This is a genomic window from Marinobacter halodurans, assembly GCF_004327985.1.
GTDB classification, from domain to species: Bacteria; Pseudomonadota; Gammaproteobacteria; order Pseudomonadales; family Oleiphilaceae; genus Marinobacter_A; species Marinobacter_A halodurans.
In genome coordinates, this window is record NZ_SJDL01000004.1 from 73103 (window position 1) to 94194 (window position 21092).

The 21092-nt window shown below is 63.5% G+C and carries 23 protein-coding genes and 1 other RNA gene; 15 read left to right on the forward strand and 9 right to left on the reverse strand.

Annotation, left to right across the window (positions count from 1 at the left end):
* Positions 1-201 precede the first annotated feature (201 nt).
* On the reverse strand, positions 202-483 hold the full coding sequence (locus EZI54_RS03565; protein ID WP_131479107.1) for a polyhydroxyalkanoic acid system family protein: 282 nt from the start codon (positions 481-483) through the stop codon (positions 202-204).
* 224 nt (positions 484-707) lie between these two features.
* Between EZI54_RS03565 and ubiE the strand changes: the two genes are divergently transcribed.
* The 9 genes from ubiE (at position 708) to EZI54_RS03610 (ending at position 6949) form a co-directional block, all read left to right on the forward strand.
* Positions 708-1493 carry a bifunctional demethylmenaquinone methyltransferase/2-methoxy-6-polyprenyl-1,4-benzoquinol methylase UbiE gene (gene ubiE / locus EZI54_RS03570; protein WP_131479109.1) on the forward strand — a complete coding sequence of 262 codons (786 nt, stop codon included), beginning with the start codon at positions 708-710 and terminating at the stop codon, positions 1491-1493.
* Entirely contained in the window at positions 1493-2140 is a 648-nt protein-coding gene (locus EZI54_RS03575; protein ID WP_131479111.1) for a ubiquinone biosynthesis accessory factor UbiJ, read from the forward strand. Before ubiE ends, EZI54_RS03575 begins: the two co-directional genes overlap by 1 nt.
* The gene (gene ubiB / locus EZI54_RS03580; protein ID WP_131479113.1) at positions 2137-3780 is read left to right on the forward strand and encodes a ubiquinone biosynthesis regulatory protein kinase UbiB; all 1644 of its coding nucleotides are present in this window, start codon (positions 2137-2139) and stop codon (positions 3778-3780) included. The genes EZI54_RS03575 and ubiB overlap by 4 nt, the downstream gene beginning before the upstream one ends.
* Positions 3781-3806: 26 nt before the next feature.
* Positions 3807-4232, forward strand: coding sequence for a phosphoribosyl-AMP cyclohydrolase (hisI, locus tag EZI54_RS03585; protein WP_131479115.1), 426 nt, complete (start codon positions 3807-3809; stop codon positions 4230-4232).
* A complete protein-coding gene (locus EZI54_RS03590; RefSeq protein WP_131479117.1) occupies positions 4229-4573 on the forward strand; it encodes a phosphoribosyl-ATP diphosphatase in 345 nt (114 codons plus the stop codon). The genes hisI and EZI54_RS03590 overlap by 4 nt, the downstream gene beginning before the upstream one ends.
* A 120-nt stretch (positions 4574-4693) precedes the next feature.
* Complete coding sequence (tatA, locus tag EZI54_RS03595) at positions 4694-4927, forward strand: Sec-independent protein translocase subunit TatA (RefSeq protein ID WP_131479119.1); 234 nt, start codon at positions 4694-4696, stop codon at positions 4925-4927.
* A gap of 11 nt (positions 4928-4938) precedes the next feature.
* On the forward strand, positions 4939-5394 hold the full coding sequence (gene tatB, locus EZI54_RS03600; RefSeq protein ID WP_131479121.1) for a Sec-independent protein translocase protein TatB: 456 nt from the start codon (positions 4939-4941) through the stop codon (positions 5392-5394).
* Positions 5395-5498: 104 nt separating this feature from the next.
* Positions 5499-6230: a twin-arginine translocase subunit TatC gene (gene tatC / locus EZI54_RS03605; protein WP_242674337.1), complete on the forward strand. Its 732-nt coding sequence runs from the start codon at positions 5499-5501 to the stop codon at positions 6228-6230.
* Positions 6227-6949 carry a 16S rRNA (uracil(1498)-N(3))-methyltransferase gene (locus EZI54_RS03610; protein WP_131479125.1) on the forward strand — a complete coding sequence of 241 codons (723 nt, stop codon included), beginning with the start codon at positions 6227-6229 and terminating at the stop codon, positions 6947-6949. Before tatC ends, EZI54_RS03610 begins: the two co-directional genes overlap by 4 nt.
* A gap of 4 nt (positions 6950-6953) precedes the next feature.
* Here EZI54_RS03610 and EZI54_RS03615 read toward each other — a convergent pair whose 3' ends face one another.
* From EZI54_RS03615 to EZI54_RS03630, 4 genes are read right to left on the reverse strand one after another with little or no spacing between them, the layout of a single operon-like run.
* Entirely contained in the window at positions 6954-8180 is a 1227-nt protein-coding gene (locus tag EZI54_RS03615; RefSeq protein WP_131479127.1) for an FAD-dependent monooxygenase, read from the reverse strand.
* Entirely contained in the window at positions 8177-9451 is a 1275-nt protein-coding gene (ubiH, locus tag EZI54_RS03620) for a 2-octaprenyl-6-methoxyphenyl hydroxylase (protein ID WP_131479129.1), read from the reverse strand. The genes EZI54_RS03615 and ubiH overlap by 4 nt, the downstream gene beginning before the upstream one ends.
* A gap of 14 nt (positions 9452-9465) precedes the next feature.
* On the reverse strand, positions 9466-10782 hold the full coding sequence (gene pepP, locus EZI54_RS03625) for a Xaa-Pro aminopeptidase (protein ID WP_131479130.1): 1317 nt from the start codon (positions 10780-10782) through the stop codon (positions 9466-9468).
* Between the two features lie 13 nt (positions 10783-10795).
* The gene (locus tag EZI54_RS03630) at positions 10796-11386 is read right to left on the reverse strand and encodes a UPF0149 family protein (RefSeq protein ID WP_131479132.1); all 591 of its coding nucleotides are present in this window, start codon (positions 11384-11386) and stop codon (positions 10796-10798) included.
* Positions 11387-11660: 274 nt separating this feature from the next.
* Here EZI54_RS03630 and EZI54_RS03635 point away from each other — a divergent pair, with 274 nt between their 5' ends.
* From EZI54_RS03635 to EZI54_RS03650, 4 genes are all read left to right on the forward strand, one after another.
* Entirely contained in the window at positions 11661-11867 is a 207-nt protein-coding gene (locus EZI54_RS03635) for a TIGR02449 family protein (protein WP_123634066.1), read from the forward strand.
* 55 nt (positions 11868-11922) lie between these two features.
* Complete coding sequence (locus EZI54_RS03640) at positions 11923-12213, forward strand: cell division protein ZapA (RefSeq protein WP_131479134.1); 291 nt, start codon at positions 11923-11925, stop codon at positions 12211-12213.
* 85 nt (positions 12214-12298) lie between these two features.
* A non-coding RNA gene (gene ssrS, locus EZI54_RS03645) (6S RNA) lies at positions 12299-12480 on the forward strand.
* 65 nt (positions 12481-12545) lie between these two features.
* Positions 12546-13253, forward strand: a complete 708-nt coding sequence (locus EZI54_RS03650; protein WP_242674334.1) for a 5-formyltetrahydrofolate cyclo-ligase — start codon at positions 12546-12548, stop codon at positions 13251-13253.
* Between the two features lie 55 nt (positions 13254-13308).
* Here the strand turns inward: EZI54_RS03650 and EZI54_RS24355 are convergent, their stop codons facing one another.
* On the reverse strand, positions 13309-13470 hold the full coding sequence (locus tag EZI54_RS24355) for a hypothetical protein (RefSeq protein ID WP_165495669.1): 162 nt from the start codon (positions 13468-13470) through the stop codon (positions 13309-13311).
* Positions 13471-13801: 331 nt separating this feature from the next.
* Positions 13802-15331 (reverse strand): threonine ammonia-lyase, biosynthetic, encoded by a 1530-nt coding sequence (gene ilvA, locus EZI54_RS03655; protein ID WP_131479162.1) that lies wholly within the window; start codon positions 15329-15331, stop codon positions 13802-13804.
* 209 nt (positions 15332-15540) lie between these two features.
* Between ilvA and rpiA the strand changes: the two genes are divergently transcribed.
* Complete coding sequence (gene rpiA / locus EZI54_RS03660; RefSeq protein WP_131479164.1) at positions 15541-16212, forward strand: ribose-5-phosphate isomerase RpiA; 672 nt, start codon at positions 15541-15543, stop codon at positions 16210-16212.
* A gap of 225 nt (positions 16213-16437) precedes the next feature.
* Here rpiA and oadA read toward each other — a convergent pair whose 3' ends face one another.
* Both oadA and EZI54_RS03670 read right to left on the reverse strand, forming a co-directional pair.
* Complete coding sequence (gene oadA / locus EZI54_RS03665) at positions 16438-18240, reverse strand: sodium-extruding oxaloacetate decarboxylase subunit alpha (protein WP_131479166.1); 1803 nt, start codon at positions 18238-18240, stop codon at positions 16438-16440.
* Positions 18241-18252: 12 nt separating this feature from the next.
* Positions 18253-19674: an acetyl-CoA carboxylase biotin carboxylase subunit gene (locus EZI54_RS03670; RefSeq protein ID WP_131479168.1), complete on the reverse strand. Its 1422-nt coding sequence runs from the start codon at positions 19672-19674 to the stop codon at positions 18253-18255.
* Between the two features lie 275 nt (positions 19675-19949).
* On the opposite strand from EZI54_RS03670, the gene EZI54_RS03675 reads away from it, so the two are divergent.
* Entirely contained in the window at positions 19950-21092 is a 1143-nt protein-coding gene (locus EZI54_RS03675) for an acyl-CoA dehydrogenase family protein (RefSeq protein WP_131479170.1), read from the forward strand.

The window sequence follows — 21092 nt, forward strand, 5'->3', positions numbered from 1 at the left end:
CCCATCGAGAGCAAGACGCTGTAAAGCCCCTCGCCCCTGGCGGGAGAGGGGGGGTTGGGGAGAGGGGGTCGAGGCAGCGCCTCGGTCGGGTTTCTCCTCAGGTTTCAGGGCGCCTGCGGCGCTTACCCCACTCCACGCCCCACAACGGGAGAGGGAGTGAATACCTGAAATTCGGTGGTTAAGTATTTCTTAAAGGTTCCCTCAGGCCCCGTCGACCAGCTTGTCCAACTGGGACTGGATCTCCGACTCGAACCGCGCCTTGAACGGGCGCAGCATCAGGCCCAGTTCCAGGTGCACCTGGAGTTCTTCCGGCGTCACGTTGAGATGCCCCTTCACCCCGCTGCGCTTGAAGCGCAGGGTGTCGCCTTCCCACTGGTAATCCACATCGAACTGCCTGGACAGGTCCTGGGCCAGGGATTCCGCGGCCTGGCGGGCGTGGTCGTGATCAAGGGAGTGGTGGCGGTTGATATCGATGGTGGACATGCTTACCCCGGTTAATGATGAAACTGGATGATGTGCCGGCCTTCTTCGAGGGCCCTGCAAAATGGTTTACCCGGCAGTTTAAGGCTTTCCCCGGTGGGCGCAACCGGACGCCCGCGACGCTTCCCGCTTGTAGCCTGCCATCTTCCCGTTAGAATACAGGATTGCCCGGCGCAGACCGTCGAATCGGCTGCCCACGCCTTCATTTCCCCAGGGGACCACTGCTCATGACTGATCCGCAGACCAAACACGCCGAGACCGACGCGTCACAGGACGAGAGTACCCATTTCGGCTACCGCCAGGTCCGGCGTTCGGAGAAGGCTGGCCAGGTGGCGGAGGTCTTCCATTCCGTGGCCGGCAAGTACGACGTCATGAACGACCTGATGTCGATGGGCATCCACCGGCTGTGGAAACGGTTCACCATCGAGCTGAGCGGCGTGCGCCCCGGTCACCGGGTGCTGGATATCGCCGGCGGCACCGGCGACCTGACCATGAAATTCTCCGACCTGGTGGGCCGCGACGGCCAAGTGGTCCTGGCCGATATCAACGCCTCCATGCTGCAGGTGGGCCGCAGCCGACTCACCGACCGGGGCTACGTGGGCAACATCGAGTACGTCCAGGCGGACGCCGAGCACCTACCGTTCCCGGACAACAGTTTCAACGCCGTCAGCATTGCCTTCGGCCTGCGCAACGTCACCGACAAGGACCAGGCGCTGCGGGACATGTGCCGGGTACTCAAACCCGGCGGCAAGCTGCTGGTGCTGGAATTCTCCAAGCCCACCAACCCGCTGCTGAACAAGGCGTACGACCTATACTCGTTCAACGCCCTGCCGCTGATGGGTCAGTTGATTGCCGGCGACAGCAGCAGTTACCAGTACCTGGCCGAATCCATCCGCATGCACCCGGACCAGGACACCCTCAAGGGCATGATGGACACAGCCGGCTTCGTACAGACCCGCTATCACAATATGACCGGCGGGATCGTGGCCCTGCACGTGGGAGTCAAACCCTGATGTTGCCGGGCCCGACCCTGCAGGCGGCGATCACGCAGGTCATCGAACAGGCCCTCAACCGGGCCCTGGCCCTGGATCCGGCCGGACGCCGGGCGTTGCTGGGTGCCCTGTCGGCACCGGTACAGTTCGACATCAGCGGTCCCGGGCTGTGCCTGTCCCTGCAGGGCGTGGGCGAACAGGTCAGGGTGGGCAGTACGCCGCCGACGGACGCCGCGCTGACGGTCAGCGGCCGGCCCATGGCCTTTGCGGCCCTTGCCCAGGGCGACGACCGGGTCTTCAGTGACGAGCGCTTGCAGGTCCAGGGCGACGTCAGCCGTGCCCACGCCCTGCAGCGTGCCCTGGCGCAGCTCAAGCCCGACTGGGAAGCTGCCCTGGCGCGTTATACCGGCGACGTGCCGGCGCATTTCCTCGGTCAGCGCGTACGCGGCGCACTGCGCTGGCAGAAGCAGGCGTTCGCCTCGCTGAACGCCAACCTGGAAGAGTACATCCACGAAGAAAGCCGGTCCCTGCCCGGGCGCAACGAGCTGGCCGCCACCTTTGAAGACATCGATCAACTGGCGCTGCAGACCGACCGCCTGGCCGCCCGCCTGGAGCGGCTGCAACAGCAGCTCGATGCCGATTCATCCCCGCCGACGGAGTCGTCGTGACGCGCATTCAACGCCTTTTCCGCATTGCCTGGGTTTTCAGCAAGTACCGACTGGATGAATTCCTCCCCCTGGCCGACCTGCCCTGGCCACTGCGGCTGCTGTTCACATTGGCGCCCTGGCACCTGTTCCCGACCTATCGCGCCAGCCGCGGCGAACGCCTGAGACTGGCGCTGGAGGAACTGGGCCCGATCTTCGTCAAATTCGGCCAGATCCTGTCCACCCGTCGCGACCTGCTACCGGATGACATGGCCAACGCCCTGCAACAGCTACAGGACCGGGTGCCGCCCTTCCCCGGCAGCGAGGCCCAGGCCATCGTGGAAGCGTCCCTCGGCCAGCCGGTGGGCCGGTTGTTCAAAACGTTCGACAGCAATCCCATGGCGTCCGCCTCGGTGGCCCAGGTGCATGCCGCCACCCTGCACTCGGGCCAGTCCGTGGTGGTCAAGGTGATCCGCCCCGGTATCGAGCGGGTGATCCGCCAGGACATCGCCCTGATGCTGATGATGGCAACGCTGCTGGAGCGCTACTGGTCGGAAGGCCGGCGCCTGCGCCCGGTTGAGGTGGTACGGGACTACGAGCAGACCATCCACGACGAGCTGGACATGCAGCGCGAGGCCGCCAACGCGTCCCAACTGCGCCGCAATTTCGGCGGGTCCACCCTGATCTATATTCCGGAGGTATTCTGGGAGTACACGGCGCAGAAGGTGCTGGTGATGGAACGCATCAAGGGCATTCCGGTGGCCGACACCGAAGCCCTGAATGCCGCCGGCGTGAACATGAAGGCGCTGGCCGAGAAGGGCGTGGAGATTTTCTTCACCCAGGTGTTCCGGGACAGCTTCTTCCACGCCGACATGCACCCGGGCAACATTTTCGTGGACGCCAGCAATCCACAGGATCCGCGCTACATTGCCATCGATTTCGGTATCGTCGGGACGCTGGCGCCGGAGGACCAGAGCTACCTGGCCCGCAACCTGCTGGCGTTCTTCCGCCGCGACTACCGGCAGGTGGCCGAGCTGCACATCCAGTCCGGCTGGATCCCGGCGCATACCCGGGTCAATGAATTCGAGGCCGCCATCCGGACCGTGTGCGAACCGATCTTCGAGCGGCCACTCAGCGAGATCTCCTTCGGCCACTTCCTGCTGCGCCTGTTCCAGACCGCCCGCCGCTTCGAGATGGAAGTCCAGCCGCAGCTGGTGCTGCTGCAGAAAACCCTGCTCAACGTGGAGGGCCTGGGTCGCCAGCTCTACCCCGAGCTGGACCTGTGGAGCACCGCCCAGCCCTTCCTCGAAGCCTGGATGCGCCGGCGCATCGGGCCTCCGGGCATGTTCAAGGCCCTCAAGGAGCACCTGCCTGCCTGGCTGGAGCAGTCGCCGGAAATGCCGCAACTGGTGCACGATGCGTTATTGCGCGTTCGCGATCTGGATCGCGCCCCGGCCTCCGATCAGGCTACACTGAAGGCCTTACGGGACGCCGAGGAAGCCCGCCGCCGCAGTTTCCGGCGGACGCTGCTGGGTGTCGCCTGCCTGGCCGGTGCCTGGCTGACGACACAACCGATAAACTGGGCCGCGATCTCGACCATTCCCACCCAGGGCTGGATCCTGATTGCCGCGGCCGGCTGGCTGCTGATTGGCCGACGCCCCTGAACGAGACACAACCGGACCGGAGAATCATGCAAGACACGACTGCCATCCCGACCGACTGGCTGGATGAGATCAAGTGGGACGATCAGGGCCTGGTCCCGGCCATCGCCCAGGATGCCGCCAGCGGCGACATCCTGATGATGGCGTGGATGAATCGCGAAGCCCTGGCACTGACCGTGGCCGAAAACCGCGCCATCTACTGGTCGCGCTCGCGCGGCAAACTCTGGCGCAAGGGCGAATCCTCAGGCCATGTGCAGTTGGTGTCGGAAATCCGCCTGGACTGCGACGCCGATGTGATTGTCCTGAAAGTGGACCAACTGGGCGACATCGCCTGCCATACCGGCCGGCGCAGTTGCTTCTACCGGCGCCTGGAGAACGGCGATTGGGTCAGTGTCGAGCCGGTGCTGAAGGAGCCGGATGCGATCTATGGCAAGCAGGGAGATCCGTCCGCATGAGCGAAACCACCCAAGATGTCCTGGGCGAGCTGGCGAAAGTCCTGGAAGCCCGCAAAGGCGCCAGCCCCGACAGCTCCTATGTGGCCAGCCTGCACCACAAGGGCCTGAACAAGATCCTGGAGAAAGTCGGCGAGGAATGCACCGAGATGCTGCTCGCCGCCAAGGACGCCCAGCAGACCGGCGAAAAAGATGAGCTGGTCTACGAGACCGCGGATCTCTGGTTCCACAGCCTGGTGGCCCTGTCCCACCTGGGGCTGGGACCGGACGACGTGTTGCAGGAACTGGCGCGGCGCTTCGACCTGTCCGGCCTGGACGAGAAGGCGGCCCGAAAGCCGCAATAAAACAGTAACAAACAGCGACTACTGTGCCGTCTGGTAATCGCTCGGTCATCTGCGGCTTTACCAAACCGGTTGCAGGTAGCGTACAATCAAGGACACAACATCGATCGTGAGGGCTCTGACATGGGTATCAGCATCTGGCAACTACTGATTGTTCTCGGCATTGTGGTCCTCCTGTTCGGCACCAAGAAACTGCGTAACATCGGTTCCGACCTGGGCGGTGCGGTCCGCGGCTTCAAGAAGTCCATGGCCGACGAAGACCAGAACCAGCAGAAGGAGTCACTGGACCAGAGCAAGGATGGCAATGTCTACGAAGCCACCAGCACTGAATCCGCTGACAAGAAAACCCACAGCTGAGCCGACGCCCGATGTTCGACATTGGCTTCATGGAGCTGCTGATCTGCGGCATCATCGCCCTGCTGGTGCTGGGCCCGGAGCGACTGCCCGGTGCTGCCCGCAGCGCGGGGCGCTGGGTCGGGCGCACGCGCCGCCTGGTGCGTCAGTTCACCAGTGAGCTGGACCGGCAAATCAAGGCCGAGGAACTCAAGGAGCAGCTCCGCAAGGAGGGCGGCATCGATCTGGACGGCGTCCAGAAGAACGTCCGCGACGGCCTGGACAAGGCCCGGGACTACGAACATCTGCTGCTGTCCGACGAGGACAGAGGCAGGGACCGTTCAACACCGCCCCCCCGCGAGGAAGCCCTGGAAGAAGCCGGGTACTACGCCGAGCAGGACGCGGCTGCGACCGCCGAACAGCATCGTTCTGATTCCGACGCCTCCGCCACCCCGCAGGACCAACAGGCTACACCGGAAAACCGAACATGACGTCGCCCCCCTCTGGAGATGCCGTGCCCTCCACCGACGAGGAAAAGCTCAAGACGCCATCGCCGGCCAACGACGGCCCGGACGACGACGAGCTGCAACCGGAAATGTCGCTGATCGACCACCTGCTGGAGCTGCGTAACCGACTCCTGAAGATGGTGCTGGCGACACTGATCTGCTTTGCCGGGATCTACCCGTTCGCCAACAGGATCTACCTGTGGGTTTCCCAGCCGCTGCGTGACCTGCTGCCGGAAGGCCAGGTGATGATCGCCACCGACGTCACCTCCCCCTTCTTCGCGCCACTGAAGCTGGCGCTGGTGCTGTCGGTGTTCGTGGCCATCCCCTACATCCTCTACCAGCTGTGGAGCTTTGTGGCGCCCGGCCTGTATCGCCATGAGAAGAAGCTGGCTTTCCCGCTGCTGTTCTCATCGGTCGTGCTCTTCTACCTGGGCGCGGTGTTCGCCTACTTCGTCGTGTTCCCGCTGGTGTTCGGTTTCTTCACGACGGTCGGACCGGAAGGTATTTCCGAGATGCCCGACATCAGCAGCTACCTGACCTTCGTGCTGAAGATGTTCTTTGCGTTCGGGGTGGCGTTCGAGATTCCCATCGCCGTCATCCTGATGATCCTGGCCGGCATCACTACCCCGGAAGACCTCGCCGCCAAACGCCCCTACGTGGTGGTGGGCTGTTTCATTGTCGGCATGCTGCTGACCCCGCCGGACGTGATCTCGCAGACCTTGCTGGCCCTGCCCATGTGGGTGCTGTTCGAACTGGGCATCCTGTTCGGCCGGCTGGCCCGCCGGCACACGGAAGACGCACCCGCCGACGAGGCGCCATGAACCTCGGCCTGCTGTTCGACGAGGATTTCGTGGGCGACAACCAGGTGATCTTGCGGGACCGGCGCCGCAAGCACCTGGAGGAAGTCCTCAAGGTCGACGTTGGCGATCGCGTGCCCCTGGGCCGGGTTAATGGCGCAATGGGCCTCGGCACCATTGACTACCTGGACGACCGCGAAGCGCGCCTTACGGTCACCCTCGATTCGCCGCCGCCGGCTCCCCTGCCGCTCACCCTGGTGCTGGCCATGCCCCGCCCCAAGATGTTCCGCCGCGTCCTACAGACCTGTGCAGCACTGGGCGTGAAGGACATCTGGCTGATCAACGCCTACAAGGTGGAAAAAAGCTTCTGGCAGACGCCCTGGCTCTCGGACGCGCACCTGCGGGAAAACCTGACGTTGGGACTGGAACAGTCGAAAGACACGCGGATGCCCGAGGTGCACATCCGCCAGCGCTTCAAGCCGTTCGTGGAAGATGAGTTGCCGGGCCTGATGCGGGAACGCCCGGGCCTGGTGGCCCATCCCGGCACCGATGTGCCCTGCCCCGCGCACGCCAACACCCCGGCCACCCTCTGCATCGGCCCGGAAGGTGGTTTTATCCCCTACGAAGTGGAGAAACTGGTGGCAGCCGGCGCCCGGGCGGTGCACCTGGGCTCGCGCATTCTGCGAGTGGAGACGGCAGTGCCGGTGCTGGTCAGCCGGCTGTTCGACGCCTGCGAATTCTGATTCCTCAGACCGCTTCAATACCCATGGCCTGGGCCGCCAGCCGGTTCTTGATGCCGTCCCGACCATCCAGCCAGCGCATGCCGGCATTACGGATCCAGCGCAGGGGCAGCTCGTCCCGGGCAAACAGCTGCTTGAAGCCTTCCATCGCCGCCATCATGGCGAGGTTCTCGCCCTTGCGGCGCCGCTGGTAGCGGGCCAGGGCCGAGGGTTCGCCTGCCGGCAGCCCGCTTTCCCGCAGGCGCGCCATTTCCTCCAGCAACACCCGCACGTCGCCATAGCCCAGGTTGACGCCCTGGCCGGCCAGCGGATGGATGGTGTGGGCGGCGTCGCCGATCAGGGCCAGGCCCGGTTTGACGTAGTCCTTGGCGTGGCGCTGGCGCAGCGGGAAGGCAAAGCGCCGGGAAACGGCTTTCACCGCACCCAGCTGGCGCTCGATGGCCGCTTCCAGCTCCACCGTAAAAGCCGCGTCGTCCAGCGCCATCAGGCGTCGGGCTTCGGCCGTGTCCTGTGACCAGACAATGGAACAGAAATGGTCGCTGCCGGCTTCATTGGCCAGCGGCAGGAACGCCAGCGGGCCGGTGGGCGAGAAGCGCTGCCAGGCCGTGGCCTGGTGCGGCTGGGCGGTTTCCACGGTGCAGACGATGCCCTGCTGGTCGTAGTCCCACTCCCGCGTGGGCAGGCCCGCCCACTGACGCACCCGCGATTGCGGGCCGTCGGCGGCCACCACCAGGTCAGCCTGTAACCGGCGGCCGTCTTCGAGTTGAATGCCGTGGCACCCGGCGTCCCCGGTCCAGCCGCTCACCGACACCCCGGCAAACAGCTCCAGGGACGCCCCGGAAACGGCATTCATCAACGCCCGCACCAGGCTCCGGTTTTCCACGATCGTGCCCAGCGACGGGACACCCATGGCAGCCGCCTCGAAGTGGATACGCCCGGTGCCATCCGCGTCCCAGACGGCCATGTCGGCGTAGGGACAATGCCGTTCCGCCGTCACCGCCTCCCAGACGCCGAGTGTTTGCAGCAACGCCTGGCTGGCCAGCGACAGGGCACTGACCCGCGGTTCGAAGTCGTCCACCGTCGCGGCTGAATCCAGCGGGCGCACGGCATCCTCCAGGGACGCCGTTTCCACCAGACCGACCTGCCAGCCCTGCCGGCAAAGTCCCAGTGCGGCGGCGGCACCGGTCATACCGCCGCCGACCACCAGGATATCGAAGTGTTGCGGGGTGCTCATGACGATTTTCCTGCGGAACGGCTTGTGGCATGCGGCCCCATTCCCATCGCCCGGCGGGCAAACCAGCGCCGGGCGCCGGGAACCAGGTCGAGCCCCACCAGTCCGGCATCGCGGGCCGCGGACAGGGCGGCGGAGTGGTGACCAAAGATCTGGATCAGCGAATCGGAGAAGCGAACCGTGTCCTGCTGGTCCTGCCGGTGGCGTGACTGGTAGGCCTGCAGGATGCCCAGGTCCCCCAGCGGGCGACCGGCATCCACGGCCGACTGGAACGCGTCCACCAGCGCCACCAGTCCCCGCAACGCCAGGTTGAACCCCTGCCCCGCCACCGGATGCAGCGTATGGGCGGCGTTCCCCACCAGCACCATGCCCGGGCGCACCGCTTCCTGCACGGTGGTCAGGGGCAGTGGGTAATGCGTGCATTCGCCCATCTTCACAAAGCGCCCCAACCGCCAGCCGAAGCGGGTCTGCAAACGGGCCAGGCGGTCACGGCCGTCGAGGGCCAGGATCCCTTCCAGCGCGGCGTCTTCCAGGGTCCAGACCAGCGCCGCCTCACGCCCGGCGCGCCCGGGTTTGCCCCGCGGCAGCAGCGCCATGGGGCCGGCATCGGTAAACCGCTCGTAGGCCACGAAGTCGTGGGGGTTGCTGAACGTCACGTTGGCGATCAGGGCGTTCTGGCCATAATCGCTGGTATCCACATTGAAGCCCAGCTGCTCCCGCAAACCGGACCGTCCACCGTCGGCCACCACCAGGCAGCGGGCGCGCAGGGACAGGGTGTCTTCACCCCGCGACAGCCGCACGTTGACGCCCTCAGCCAAGGGCTCCACACCGACCACCTTCGCCGGCGCCTGCCAGCTCACCGCAGACTGTCCGGCCAGAGCCCGCATCAATACGAGGCCCAGCAGGCGGTTGTCCACCACATAGCCCAGCGCATCCTGGCCGTGCTCCTCCGCGGACAGCCGGGTAGCGCCGAAGCGGCCCCGGTCGGAGACGTGGATGCGTCGGATCGGCGTGGCATGGGGGCTCAGCGCCGGCCACAGCCCAAGGTCCCCGTAGATCAGCCGTGAGCCCCAGGCCAGCGCCGTGGAGCGGGCGTCATAGCTGGGCTGGTAGTCCTCCGGCCGGGCGTCCGGCGCGAGCGGGAACGCCTCCGCCACCGTCACCCGCAGCTGCGGCAACCGATGGGACAGGGCCAGGGCCAGGGTGGCGCCGGCAAGTCCGCCACCGGCAATCAGGATATCGGTATCGAACGCAGGATGATGCGGCTCGCTCACGGGTCGTGCAGTCCTCAGTCGGCCATCAGGGCTTCGATGTCGGCAACGGTTTTCGGCGCGCCTTCGCTCAGGACACGACAGCCGTCTTTGGTGACCACCACGTCATCCTCGATACGGATGCCGATGCCCCGCCACTGCTCATCGACGTCCAGGTTGTCCGGCGCGATGTACAGACCGGGTTCCACGGTGAGCGCCATGCCGGGCTCCAGTACCCGCCAGGCGCCACCGACCCGGTAGTCGCCCACGTCATGCACATCGAGGCCCAGCCAGTGGCCGGTGCGGTGCATGAAGAACGGCCGGTAGGCCTCCTGTTCCAACGCCTCGTCCAGGGTCATGTTCCTGAGGATACCGAGGTCGATCAGTCCCTGGGTCAGAACATTCAGCGCCGCCTCATGGGGGTGATTCCAGTGGTTGCCCGGTTTCACCGCCTCGATCGCCGCGTACTGGGCGGCCAGCACGATCTCGTAGACCGCCCGCTGGGGATCGGTGAAGCGGCCGCTGACCGGGAAGGTGCGGGTGATATCGGAGGCGTAGTTTTCCAGTTCACAGCCGGCATCGATCAGGACCAGATCGCCGTCCTTCAGCGGGGCGCGGTTCTCGATGTAGTGCAGGATGCAGCCGTTGGCGCCACTGCCGACAATCGACGGATAGGCCGTGGAACGGGCGCCGTGGGACATGAAGGTGTGCAACAACTCGGCTTCCAGGTTGTATTCATGGCCGCCCCTGCGCGCCCGCTTCATGGCGTTGCAGTGGGCCTCGGCGCTGATCTGGCCAGCCCTGGCCATCACCTTGATCTCCGCCGCGCTCTTGTACAGACGCAGATCGTGCAGAGTGTGCTCCAGGGCCACGAACTCACCCGGCGGATGGGCGCCGGTACGCACCTTGGAGCGGATGGTCTTGACCCAGTCCATCACCTGGCTGTCGAACGCCTTGTCCTTGCCCAGCGGGTAGTAGACCCGGCTGCGGCCCTCGATCATGCCCGGCAGGATGTCGTCGATATCGGCAATGGGAAAGGCATCGTCGAAGCCGAGTTTTTCGATGGCGCCCTCCGGCCCCATCAGGAAACCGTCCCACAGCTCCTTCTCGGGATTACGCTCCTTGCAGAACAGCACCGCCTCGCCATGCTCGCGACCGGGAATCAGCGCCAGCACCGCATCCGGCTCTTCGAAACCGGTGAGGTAGTAGAAGTCGCTGTCCTGCCGGTACGGATGCAGCACGTCGCGGTTGCGCACCCGCTCGGGCGCGGCCGGCACGATGGCGATGCTGTCCGGTGCCATGAGTTCACTCAGGGCCTTGCGGCGGGCGGCAAATTCTTTGATCGGCATGGGCATAAACGGGCCTCTCTCAATGAAGCGTCTTGTCGGCGGGCGGCTCCGGGGCGTTGAACTCGGTAAACACCGTGAGTGCTCCGACCCGCACGTACTCGGTAATCTCGTTGAACTGCTGTTCGCCTTCCTCGCTGTCGCCCTCGCCTTCGGCCACCTGGCTGATGGCCACCAGGTCCTCCACCAGCTCGCGGATCTCGCCGGTGGCTTCACCCAACTGGCGCCCGGCCATCAGCGCCATGCCTTCCAGGAAACCGCGGACCCAGGCGGACAGCGCCTGCAGCCGCTGATCCAGCGCATAGTCGTCGTCCGGCAGTAGCGGCGTAAAACTCAGGTCCGACGATTGCAGCGAGGCCAGGGTGACCTCGTAGGCGGTATCCAGGAAGGTGCGCAGCTCGTCGCTGCTGTCGACCGCTTCCGGCGCCACACCCATATTCTCGCAGGCCAGGGAGCGCCACTCTTCCGGCTTCAGGCGACCGCCGGCAGCAAGCCGGCCACAAAGTCCGCCGTGCAGTTCGGCGGGGTGGCTGAACGCCTTATAGGAGGCGAACAGATTGGCCCAGGATTCGAAGTCTCCCAGGGACGGCGTTGAGGTTTCGTTCTCAGTCATTACTCGACTTACGTTGGCAGTATTGAATGGGTCACTATCGTAGCACCCGCAGCCGGCAAAGGCATCGGTCGCGCCCTCGTCAAACCACCTGTCGCCTGACCCAGCGTAAATCATTGCCCGTCGATGCACGGACGTGCACGACGTCGCAGATCCGGCCAACATGACGGGACGGCAAGATCTGCAAATTGACCCCCTACCGGGCCGCATTTATAGTTGATTGGGTAACTTACGGAGAATTCCTCTTCCAGACTCTTCGCCCGGGAAGTAGAACGCCATGGATCAGTCCGAACTGCAGGCCCTCGCCGACAAGGTGGACCGCCTGATTGCTCGTTGTCAGAAACTGGAGCAGGAGAACGCTTCCATGCGTCAGATGCAGGACGACTGGAACCGCGAACGCGCCCAGCTCATGCAGAAAAACGATCTCGCACGCAACAAGATTGAAGCGATGATTGGCCGCCTCAGGGCACTGGAGCAACACTGATTCCGGCTGTCAGGGAACGCCCGAATCGCCAACCGACCTACACCAGAGGTTCCCAATGTCCGACAAACCCACCACGGTCGAAGTCAACATCCTCGACAAGGCGTACCTGGTTGCCTGCCCCGACGAAGCCCGCGGCGAGTTGCAGCAGGCCGCCCGCCACCTGGATTCCCAGATGCGGGAGATCCGTGCCAGCGGCAAGGTTTTCGGCACCGAACGGATCGCTGTGATGGCCGCGCTCAACATCACCCACGAGTTGCTCCAGAACGACGTTTCCGAAGGCGCCGCCAAAGTCCTGGAGCGCATGAACAGCCGGCTGGATGAAGCGCTGGGCGAATCAGGAAACTGACCCGCCTGTCTCATTGTTAATGCCAATGACCGGGATTTCCGAAACACGTTTGCAATCGCACCCGGTCTAGCCCGTATAATGACGTCACTTCCTGGGATGTTCGCTGGTCGGATACGTCCTCGAGCCGATGCGCAATACCTAGGTGGCTACTTCAGGGCATTGTGAGCATGTCCCCCATGCAGGGGAAAGCCTAATATGTCACAGCGGCCACCACCTTGAACTTTAGGGTTCAAGGGCCACATCCGATAACGGCATCCCGGGAAGCTTATCTTTCTCTCCTTACGCCCGACCGACGATCGCTTCAGGACACTAGACCGCACGTGACAGCCTTCTTGCCTCCCCTTCCAGCCAGTCCGGATCGCAAACGGCTGCGCCGCCAGTTGCGCCAGCGCCGTCGCTCACTGTCACCCGCAGCCCAACGCAAGGCTTCAAGAGCCCTGGTGCGCCAGTTGATGCGGTATTTTTCCCAGTCGCGGGCGCGCCACATCGGGCTGTACCTCCCCAACGATGGCGAGATCGATCCCAGGGCCTTCATTATCGAAGCCCGCCGCCGGCGCCAGACGGTCTATCTGCCGGTGCTTCATCCCATTCTCGGCAACCGGCTCTGGTTCTACCGGCTCGACCCCACCACACGCCTGAAACCGAACCGCTTTGGCATTCCCGAGCCGGCCGCCCGCAATGCCCCACGCCGGGCCCCCTGGGCGCTGGATGCGGTGCTGATGCCACTGGTGGGATTCGATCGCCAGGGCGGGCGACTGGGCATGGGCGGCGGTTTCTACGACCGCACCTTTGCATTCAAACGACGGGAAGCGGCTCGGCCGCCAGCGTTGATCGGTCTGGCGCACGACAGCCAACAGGTGGAGAAACTACCGGTCGAGTCCTGGGACGTGCCCATGGACGCGGTGATCACGCCTGCGCGACAGGTCGCCTGCGATGTGGGAGGTATTCGGGAGCGGCAGGAACCGGGTCGTCTGTTTATCGGACATTTCCGGCTGGGCGAGAAACGGCAGGGGCGACTGCGGCGCCGCACCCTGAATTGAAATGAAAAGCCCGGCAAAACACCGGGACTCTTCCTGTTGGCGCTCGAAAAGCTTGTCAGTCTTCCAGCATTTGCAGCAGCGATGAATCCGCAGAGTCGGCCATGCTGACCGCCCTGGATTTCGGTTCGGACGCCTGCAACGAGGTCAGTCCGGTCACCGCAAGACCAATGACGAAAAGAAAAACGAGCGCCCGTATGACGTCAGGCTTTCGTTCCATTGTTTTGCATCCCCCAATGCGAACGGTTTCTTTACCGTTTTCTATCTCTGTTTTATGAATCTGCGCAGCCAGTTCACCATCTTAAAGCCAAAATCATGAAAAGACCGTCACAAATTGCGGACTTTAAAATCTTACGGCAATCAGGTGTTTATTTTTTATTCAGAGAATTGCAGTAAATAGTATCAGCTAACTGTGGCATTACAATTTTTTACAGATTACAGAAGGTTCATCTTTCAACCCGACGATTATCCCTGCCTGACCGACGTAAAAAAAAACGGCCGGAATCCGCATGTGAAGCGAACTCCGCCCGGTCGATCGTGCCGGCAGGTTCCTAGCGCCCGTTACCGTTGCCCAGGAACAGCCGATAGGCCTCATTGTCGGTCACTTCCTCGTAGCGGAAACCCACCTTGTCGAGCATCTTGGTGAAGGCACCGGTCTCGTGATCCTCGACCTGCGCGCCCATCAGGACGCGACTGTAGGCCGCCCCGTGGTTGCGGTAGTGGAACATGGAAATGTTCCAGCGGGTGCCCAGCGACATCAGGAACTTCAACAAGGCACCGGGACGCTCGGGAAACTCGAACTGGAAAACCTTCTCGTTGTGGATGTGCGGCGCGTGGCCACCCACCATGTGGCGGATGTGCTGCTTGGCGATATCGCTGTCGGTCAGATCGATCACCGGATAGCCGCCATCGCGCAGGTCCTGGACCAGTTCGTCGCGCCCGAGCCCGCCGGACTGGATCTGTATCCCGACGAAGATGCACGCTTCGTCGCCGTCCGAGTAGCGGTAGTTGAACTCGGTGATGTTGCGCTTGTGCAGCGCATTGATGAACGACTTGAAGCTACCCGGCCGTTCCGGAATGGTCACCGCCAGGATGGCTTCGCGTTGCTCGCCGATCTCCGTGCGCTCGGAGATATAGCGCAGCCGGTCGAAGTTCATGTTGGCACCGCTCAGCACGCCGGCCAGGTTCTGGCTGACCACGCCCTCGCGCTGCACGTACTTCTTGATGCCGGCGACGGACAGCGCCCCGGCCGGTTCACAGATGGAGCGGGTATCGTCGAACACGTCCTTGATGGCCGCGCAGATCTCATCCGTGGACACAGTGATCACCTCATCCACGCATTCCTTGCAGACGTCCCAGGTGTTCTTGCCGATCTGCTTGACCGCCACGCCGTCGGCGAAGATGCCCACTTCATCGAGCACCACACGCTCGCCAGCCGCCAGGGCCGCCTGCAGACAGTTGGAGTCTTCCGGCTCCACACCGATGATCCGGGTTTGCGGGCGCAGGTACTTGATGTAGGCGGCCATACCGGCGATCAGCCCGCCACCACCGACCGGGACGAATACGGCATGCAACGGCTTGGTGAACTGCCACAGCAACTCCATGGCCACGGTGCCCTGACCGGCGATGACGTCCGGGTGGTCGTAGGGGGGGATATAGGTCAGCCCCTGTTTTTCCACCAGTTCGGCGGCGTGCGCGGCGGCTTCGTCGAACGCGTCCCCCTTGAGGACCACCTTGGCACCGCGATCCCGCACCGACTTCACCTTGATCTCCGGCGTGGTCTGGGGCATCACGATCACCGCCTTGATCCCCAACTCCTGGGCCGCCAGCGCCACGCCCTGGGCATGGTTGCCGGCGGAGGCGCAGATCACGCCCTTTTCCCGCTGTTCCTCGGTGAGATGGGAAATTGCGTTATAGGCGCCACGACACTTGAACGAGAAGACCGGCTGCAGGTCCTCCCGCTTCAGAATAATGTGATTGTTGAACCGCTTGGACAGGTTACGGGCATGAGTCAGCGGCGATTCAATCGCCACATCGTAGACTCGGGCATCGAGTATTTTCTTGATGTAGCGCTGTGGCATGGAGCAATTCCCTTCTCTGGGTTTTCGGATTGGATCGATCGGGTGAATGGGTAGGTGAAAACCCTCAAGTCTAAGGACTCAGCGGGCGGGGCGTCCAGCACTATTGGTGGGCAATCGCGATGCAGGTCAGCTTTTCCTGTATGCCCGCCAACCGGCCCGGTATACTGATGGCCCTTCGACAATTCCCATTTTCATCTGGCGAGGACGCTATGACCCAGGACGAACTGAAGCAGGCCGTCGCCCGGGCCGCCATCGATATCATCACCCCGAAGCTGGCCAAGGACAGCGTGATCGGTGTCGGGACCGGCAGCACGGCGAACCATTTCATCGACATGCTGGCCGACCTGAAGGCGCGTTTTGACGGCGCTGTCGCCAGTTCCGAAGCCACCGCCGAACGCCTGAAAAAGCATGGCATCCCGGTCTACGACCTCAACTCGGTAAGCAGCCTCGAGTTCTACATCGATGGCGCCGACGAAGCCAACGACCACCTGGAACTGATCAAGGGCGGCGGGGCTGCCCTGACCCGGGAGAAAATCGTGGCGGCGGTCGCGAAGACTTTCATCTGTATCGCCGACGAGTCCAAGCGCGTCGACCTGCTGGGCGCGTTCCCGCTGCCGGTGGAAGTGATTCCCATGGCCCGCAGCCACGTGGCGCGGCAGATCGTCAAGCTGGGCGGTGATCCGGTCTACCGGGAAGGTGTGGTCACGGACAACGGCAACGTGATCCTCGACGTCCACAACCTCACCATCAACAACGCCATCGAACTGGAGCGGGACCTGAACCAGGTCGTGGGCGTGGTGACCAACGGCCTGTTTGCGCACCGCCCGGCGGATATCCTGCTGCTGGGGACGCAGAACGGAGTGGAGACGGTGGACCGGTAGCCTGGCCTCGACGCGGAGAGCTAGAGCAGAAGATCGGGCGCCTGGCGGCGCCTCAGAAGCTGAAGCATCTGCTACATACTCGAGTTAAGGCAAATGTAGCCGACGCTTCAGCTTCGGAGCAGCTCGCAGAGCTGCCCTGCTTTATCGACAGCCTCCGGGATGCCCAGACACCCATGAAAAAGCCCGGCCGAAGCCGGGCTTTTTCAGCTCAGGTCATCCAACCGCTCAGGGTTCGATTTCCATCAGGACTTCGGATGGGGTCACCCGGTCGCCCTTCTTGATGAACACACCGACCACCTTGCCGGAAATCGGGGCTTTCACCTCGGTTTCCATCTTCATGGCTTCGATGATCAGCACCGGCTTGCCGGCGTCGACGCTGTCGCCCTCATTGACCAGAACGTCAACGATGTTGCCCGGCATGCTGGTGGTCACGTGGCCTTCCTTCGAGGCCTTGCCGCGACCGGAGCCGCCGCTGCTTTCGCGCTCGAAGCCGCCCACGGTTTCCAGGCTGATCTCTTCCGGAATGCCATCGACCGTCATGAAGAAACGACGCTCGTCGTCGCCCGACGGGCTGACACCGGTGACGTTGACGTCAAAGGTTTCGCCGTGAACGGTGATCTTGAACTCGGTGGAGACCGAACCCGGACTCGTGGCGGTCGGTTTCGGTTCCAGCGGTTCCGGCTTGAGGGTGCCTTCCTTGCGCTGCTCCAGGAACTGGCGGGCCTGATCCGGGAACATGGCAAAGGTCAGGATGTCCTCTTCGGACTCCGCCAGGTCGCCAATCTCGCCTTTCAGCGTGTGGAACTCGTTCTTCAACAGGTTGGCCGGGCGCTCTTCGATCAATTCCTCATTGCCCACGGCACGCTTCTGCAAATCCGAGTTGATCTTACCCGGCGCGGCGCCGTACCAGCCCTGCAGGTACTTCTTCACCTCGTTGGTGATGTTCTCGTAGCGCTTGCCGGACAGGACGTTGATCACCGCCTGGGTGCCCACGATCTGTGAGGTCGGGGTGACCAGCGGCGGGTAGCCCAGATCCTTGCGCACGCGCGGGATCTCGGCGAACACGTCGCGGATCTTGTCCAAGGCGCCCTGCTCTTTCAACTGGTTGGCCAGGTTGGACATCATGCCGCCCGGCACCTGGGACAGCAGAACCGCGGTGTCCACACCATTGTACTCGCTCTCGAACTGGTGGTACTTCTTGCGCACTTCGCGGAAGTGGCCGGTCAGCTCGTCGAGAGTCTCGAGATCCAGGTCTACCTGATAGCCCGCTTCCTTCAGGGCCGCCACCAGCGACTCGGTGGGCGGGTGACTGGTGCCGCCGGCGAAGGCGGACAGCGCGGTATCGATGTGGTCAACACCGGCCTCGATCGCCGCCCACTGGCACATGGACGCCATGCCCGAGGTGTAGTGGGAATGCAGGAACACCGGCAGGTTCAGCTCCTTCTTCAGGGCGCTGACCAGATCGGCGGTGGCGGACGGGGTCAACAGACCTGCCATGTCCTTGATGGCGATGCTGTCGACGCCCATGTCGGCCATCTGTTTGGCCTGCTTCAGGAACAGCTCGGTGCCGTGGACCGGGCTGACGGTGTAGCAGATGGTGCCCTGGGCATGCTTGCCGGCCTTCTTGACCGCCTTGATGCTGGTTTCCAGGTTACGCACGTCGTTCAGGGCATCGAAGATACGGAACACGTCGATGCCGTTGTCCGCGGCCTTCTGGCAGAAGGCTTCCACCACGTCGTCCGCATAGTGACGGTAGCCCAGCAGGTTCTGGCCGCGCAGCAGCATCTGCAGGCGGGTGTTCGGCAGGGCCTTGCGCAGTTGGCGCAGGCGCTCCCACGGGTCTTCTTTCAGGAAGCGGACGCAGCTGTCGAAGGTGGCACCGCCCCAGCATTCCAGGGACCAGTAGCCGGCTTTGTCCAGCTTGTCGCAGGCCGGCAGCATGTCCTCGGTACGCATGCGCGTGGCGATGAGGGACTGGTGGGCGTCCCGCAGGATGACGTCAGTGATTTCGATTTTACGCTTGGTCATATAAGACTCCCATCAGATTCCGGCCTGGGCGGCAATCGCGGCGGCCACAGCGGCGGCCAGCGACTCCGGACGCTTCTTGATGCTGTAGTTGATCAGTTCCGGGTGAGCTTCGACGAACCCGGTATTGAACGAAGCAGCCCTGAAGTCCGGATGGCTGAGGATTTCCAGGTAATAGGGAATCGTGGTCTTGATGCCGTAGATCCCCATGTCCTTGAGGGCACGCTGGGAACGGTCCAGCAGCTCTTCCCAATCCATGGCGCTGACAATCAGCTTGGCGCACATGGAGTCGTAGTACGGCGGGATTTCATAGCCGGTGTAGATGGCCGCATCGGTCCGCACACCGGGCCCGCCCGGTGAATAGTAACGGGTGATCTGGCCGAAACTCGGCAGGAAGTTGTTCTTGGGATCTTCGGCGTTGATCCGGAACTGGGCCGCGTAGCCGCGGTAGCTGATGTCTTCCTGCTTGAAGCGCAGCTTTTCGCCAGCGGCAATCCGGATCTGCTCCTTGACGATGTCCACCCCGGTGATCTGTTCGGTGATGGTGTGTTCCACCTGCACCCGGGTATTCATCTCCATGAAGTAGAAATCACCGTTGTCGGCGAGCAGGAACTCCACCGTGCCGGCATTCTCGTACCCGGTTTCCTTGGCGACGCGTACCGCCAGGTCACCGATGTATTCGCGCTGCTCGTCGGTCAGCTGGGGCGACGGCGCCAGCTCGATCAGCTTCTGGTTCCGGCGCTGGATGGAACAGTCGCGCTCGTACAGGTGGATGGCGTTGCCGTGGCTGTCCGCCAGGACCTGCACCTCGATGTGGCGCGGGTTGACAATGCACTTCTCGAGGAAGACATCGGCGCTGCCGAACGCCTTGGTCGCCTCGGAAATCACCCGCTCGTAGTTCTGGCGCAGGCTGTCCTCGTCGTCGCAGCGGCGAATACCGCGGCCGCCGCCACCGGAGGTGGCCTTGAGCATCACCGGGTAACCCAGTTCGCCCGCCTGTTTCACGGCATCTTCGACATCCGCGAGGTTGTCTTCAGAGCCCGGAGTGACCGGGACGCCGGCATTTACTGCCGTCTGGCGCGCCTGGGTCTTGTCGCCCATGGAGGAGATCACGTCCGCCGCCGGCCCGATAAAGCGGATGCCCCGCTCCTTACAGACAGCCGCCAGCGTGGCGTTCTCGGAGAGGAAGCCGTATCCGGGATGCAGTGCATCACAGCCGGTTTCCACCGCCAGGTTCACGATGTGATGGGGGTTGAGGTAGCCCGTCAGTGGATCAGCACTGATGCAATGCGCCTCGTCCGCCTTTTTGACGTGCAAGGAATAGCGGTCGGCTTCGGAATAGATCGCCACAGCCTTGACGCCAAGCTCCTGGCAGGCGCGGGCTATTCGGACCGCAATCTCACCACGGTTAGCGATGAGAACTTTCTTTATGGTCATCTGAGGTGCTCCCTGTCATTCGTCAGGAAGTGGGATGAAAGGCCGTCATTGGCCGCCCCGCCCCGAAGAGCCACCCACAGGGCGGGAGTACGTACTTTAACGCATGAATATTGTACACGCGGAAAAGCGGCCGAACACTCTATCCGTCGACCCGGGGTCCGACCAGACCCATATTGATCGAGATCAACTTATGGACCAAGCGCTTGCTAGGTTTGGCTTGATAAGCGACACTCACTGATCTTTCGGGAAAATCTCCGCCAGGAACGGATGACGCCATGGACACCGATTACTTCAATGACACGCATCGACAGGTCCGCAACACCACACGAAAATTTGTCGCGACCCATGTGCTTCCCCACATCGACGACTGGGAAGAAGCCGGCGAGTTCCCGCGGGAACTGTACCGTCTGGCCGGCGAGGCCGGCATCCTCGGTGCCGGCTACCCGGAGGCGCTGGGCGGCCACAGCGAGGGGGACGTATTCCTCAAGGTGGCCATCAGCGAGGAACTGATGCGTTCCACCTCCGGCGGCCTCGTGGCCGGGCTCGAGTCACTGGACATCGCCCTGCCCCCGGTGGTCCGCTGGGCACAGCCGGCGCTCAGGGAGCAGGTCGTGCCGGCGGCGCTGCGGGGCGACAAGATCATGGCCCTGGCCATCACCGAACCGGGCGGCGGCTCCGACGTCGCCAGCCTGAAGACCCGGGCGGTGCGCGACGGCGACCATTACGTCATCAATGGCAACAAGACCTTCATTACCAGCGGACACCGGGCCGACCACTACACCGTGGCCGTGCGCACCGGCGATGCGGGCCACAACGGCATCAGCCTGTTGCTGGTGGACCGCGACACCCCCGGTTTCACCCGTGGCCGCAAACTGCGAAAGATGGGTTGGTGGGCCAGCGACACCGCCGAGCTGTTCTTCGAGGACTGCCGGGTGCCCGCGGATCGCCTGCTGGGCGCCGAGAACGCCGGCTTCATCGCGATCATGACCAACTTCCTGTCCGAGCGCCTGATGCTGGCGATCATGGGCTATATGGGCGCCCAACTGGCGCTGGAAGCCTCCATTGAATACTGCCGCTCCCGCGAAGCCTTCGGGCGCAGTCTGAGCGGGTTCCAGGTCACCCGCCACAAGCTGGTGGAGATGGCCACCCACGTGGACATTGCCCGGGAATACACCTACCGCTGCGCCGCCCTGATACAGGCCGGCAGGAACCCGGTCAAGGAAGTGGCCATGGCCAAGAACTTCGCCGCCCAGGTGTGCGAGGACGTTACCCGGGAGGCGATCCAGCTTCATGGCGGCATGGGCTACATGCGTGAAACCGGCGTTGAACGGCTCTACCGCGACGGCAAGCTCCTCTCCATTGGCGGCGGTACCACGGAAATCATGAAGGAGCTGATCAGCAAGCAACTGGGACTGTGA

Coding starts and splice junctions, on each gene's coding strand:
- EZI54_RS03565 (WP_131479107.1), bottom strand. CDS start 483: ATGTCCACCATCGATATCAACCGCCACCACTCCCTTGATCACGACCAC.
- ubiE (WP_131479109.1), top strand. CDS start 708: ATGACTGATCCGCAGACCAAACACGCCGAGACCGACGCGTCACAGGAC.
- EZI54_RS03575 (WP_131479111.1), top strand. CDS start 1,493: ATGTTGCCGGGCCCGACCCTGCAGGCGGCGATCACGCAGGTCATCGAA.
- hisI (WP_131479115.1), top strand. CDS start 3,807: ATGCAAGACACGACTGCCATCCCGACCGACTGGCTGGATGAGATCAAG.
- EZI54_RS03590 (WP_131479117.1), top strand. CDS start 4,229: ATGAGCGAAACCACCCAAGATGTCCTGGGCGAGCTGGCGAAAGTCCTG.
- tatA (WP_131479119.1), top strand. CDS start 4,694: ATGGGTATCAGCATCTGGCAACTACTGATTGTTCTCGGCATTGTGGTC.
- tatB (WP_131479121.1), top strand. CDS start 4,939: ATGTTCGACATTGGCTTCATGGAGCTGCTGATCTGCGGCATCATCGCC.
- tatC (WP_242674337.1), top strand. CDS start 5,499: ATGTCGCTGATCGACCACCTGCTGGAGCTGCGTAACCGACTCCTGAAG.
- EZI54_RS03610 (WP_131479125.1), top strand. CDS start 6,227: ATGAACCTCGGCCTGCTGTTCGACGAGGATTTCGTGGGCGACAACCAG.
- EZI54_RS03615 (WP_131479127.1), bottom strand. CDS start 8,180: ATGAGCACCCCGCAACACTTCGATATCCTGGTGGTCGGCGGCGGTATG.
- pepP (WP_131479130.1), bottom strand. CDS start 10,782: ATGCCCATGCCGATCAAAGAATTTGCCGCCCGCCGCAAGGCCCTGAGT.
- EZI54_RS03630 (WP_131479132.1), bottom strand. CDS start 11,386: ATGACTGAGAACGAAACCTCAACGCCGTCCCTGGGAGACTTCGAATCC.
- EZI54_RS03635 (WP_123634066.1), top strand. CDS start 11,661: ATGGATCAGTCCGAACTGCAGGCCCTCGCCGACAAGGTGGACCGCCTG.
- EZI54_RS03640 (WP_131479134.1), top strand. CDS start 11,923: ATGTCCGACAAACCCACCACGGTCGAAGTCAACATCCTCGACAAGGCG.
- EZI54_RS24355 (WP_165495669.1), bottom strand. CDS start 13,470: ATGGAACGAAAGCCTGACGTCATACGGGCGCTCGTTTTTCTTTTCGTC.
- ilvA (WP_131479162.1), bottom strand. CDS start 15,331: ATGCCACAGCGCTACATCAAGAAAATACTCGATGCCCGAGTCTACGAT.
- rpiA (WP_131479164.1), top strand. CDS start 15,541: ATGACCCAGGACGAACTGAAGCAGGCCGTCGCCCGGGCCGCCATCGAT.
- oadA (WP_131479166.1), bottom strand. CDS start 18,240: ATGACCAAGCGTAAAATCGAAATCACTGACGTCATCCTGCGGGACGCC.
- EZI54_RS03670 (WP_131479168.1), bottom strand. CDS start 19,674: ATGACCATAAAGAAAGTTCTCATCGCTAACCGTGGTGAGATTGCGGTC.
- EZI54_RS03675 (WP_131479170.1), top strand. CDS start 19,950: ATGGACACCGATTACTTCAATGACACGCATCGACAGGTCCGCAACACC.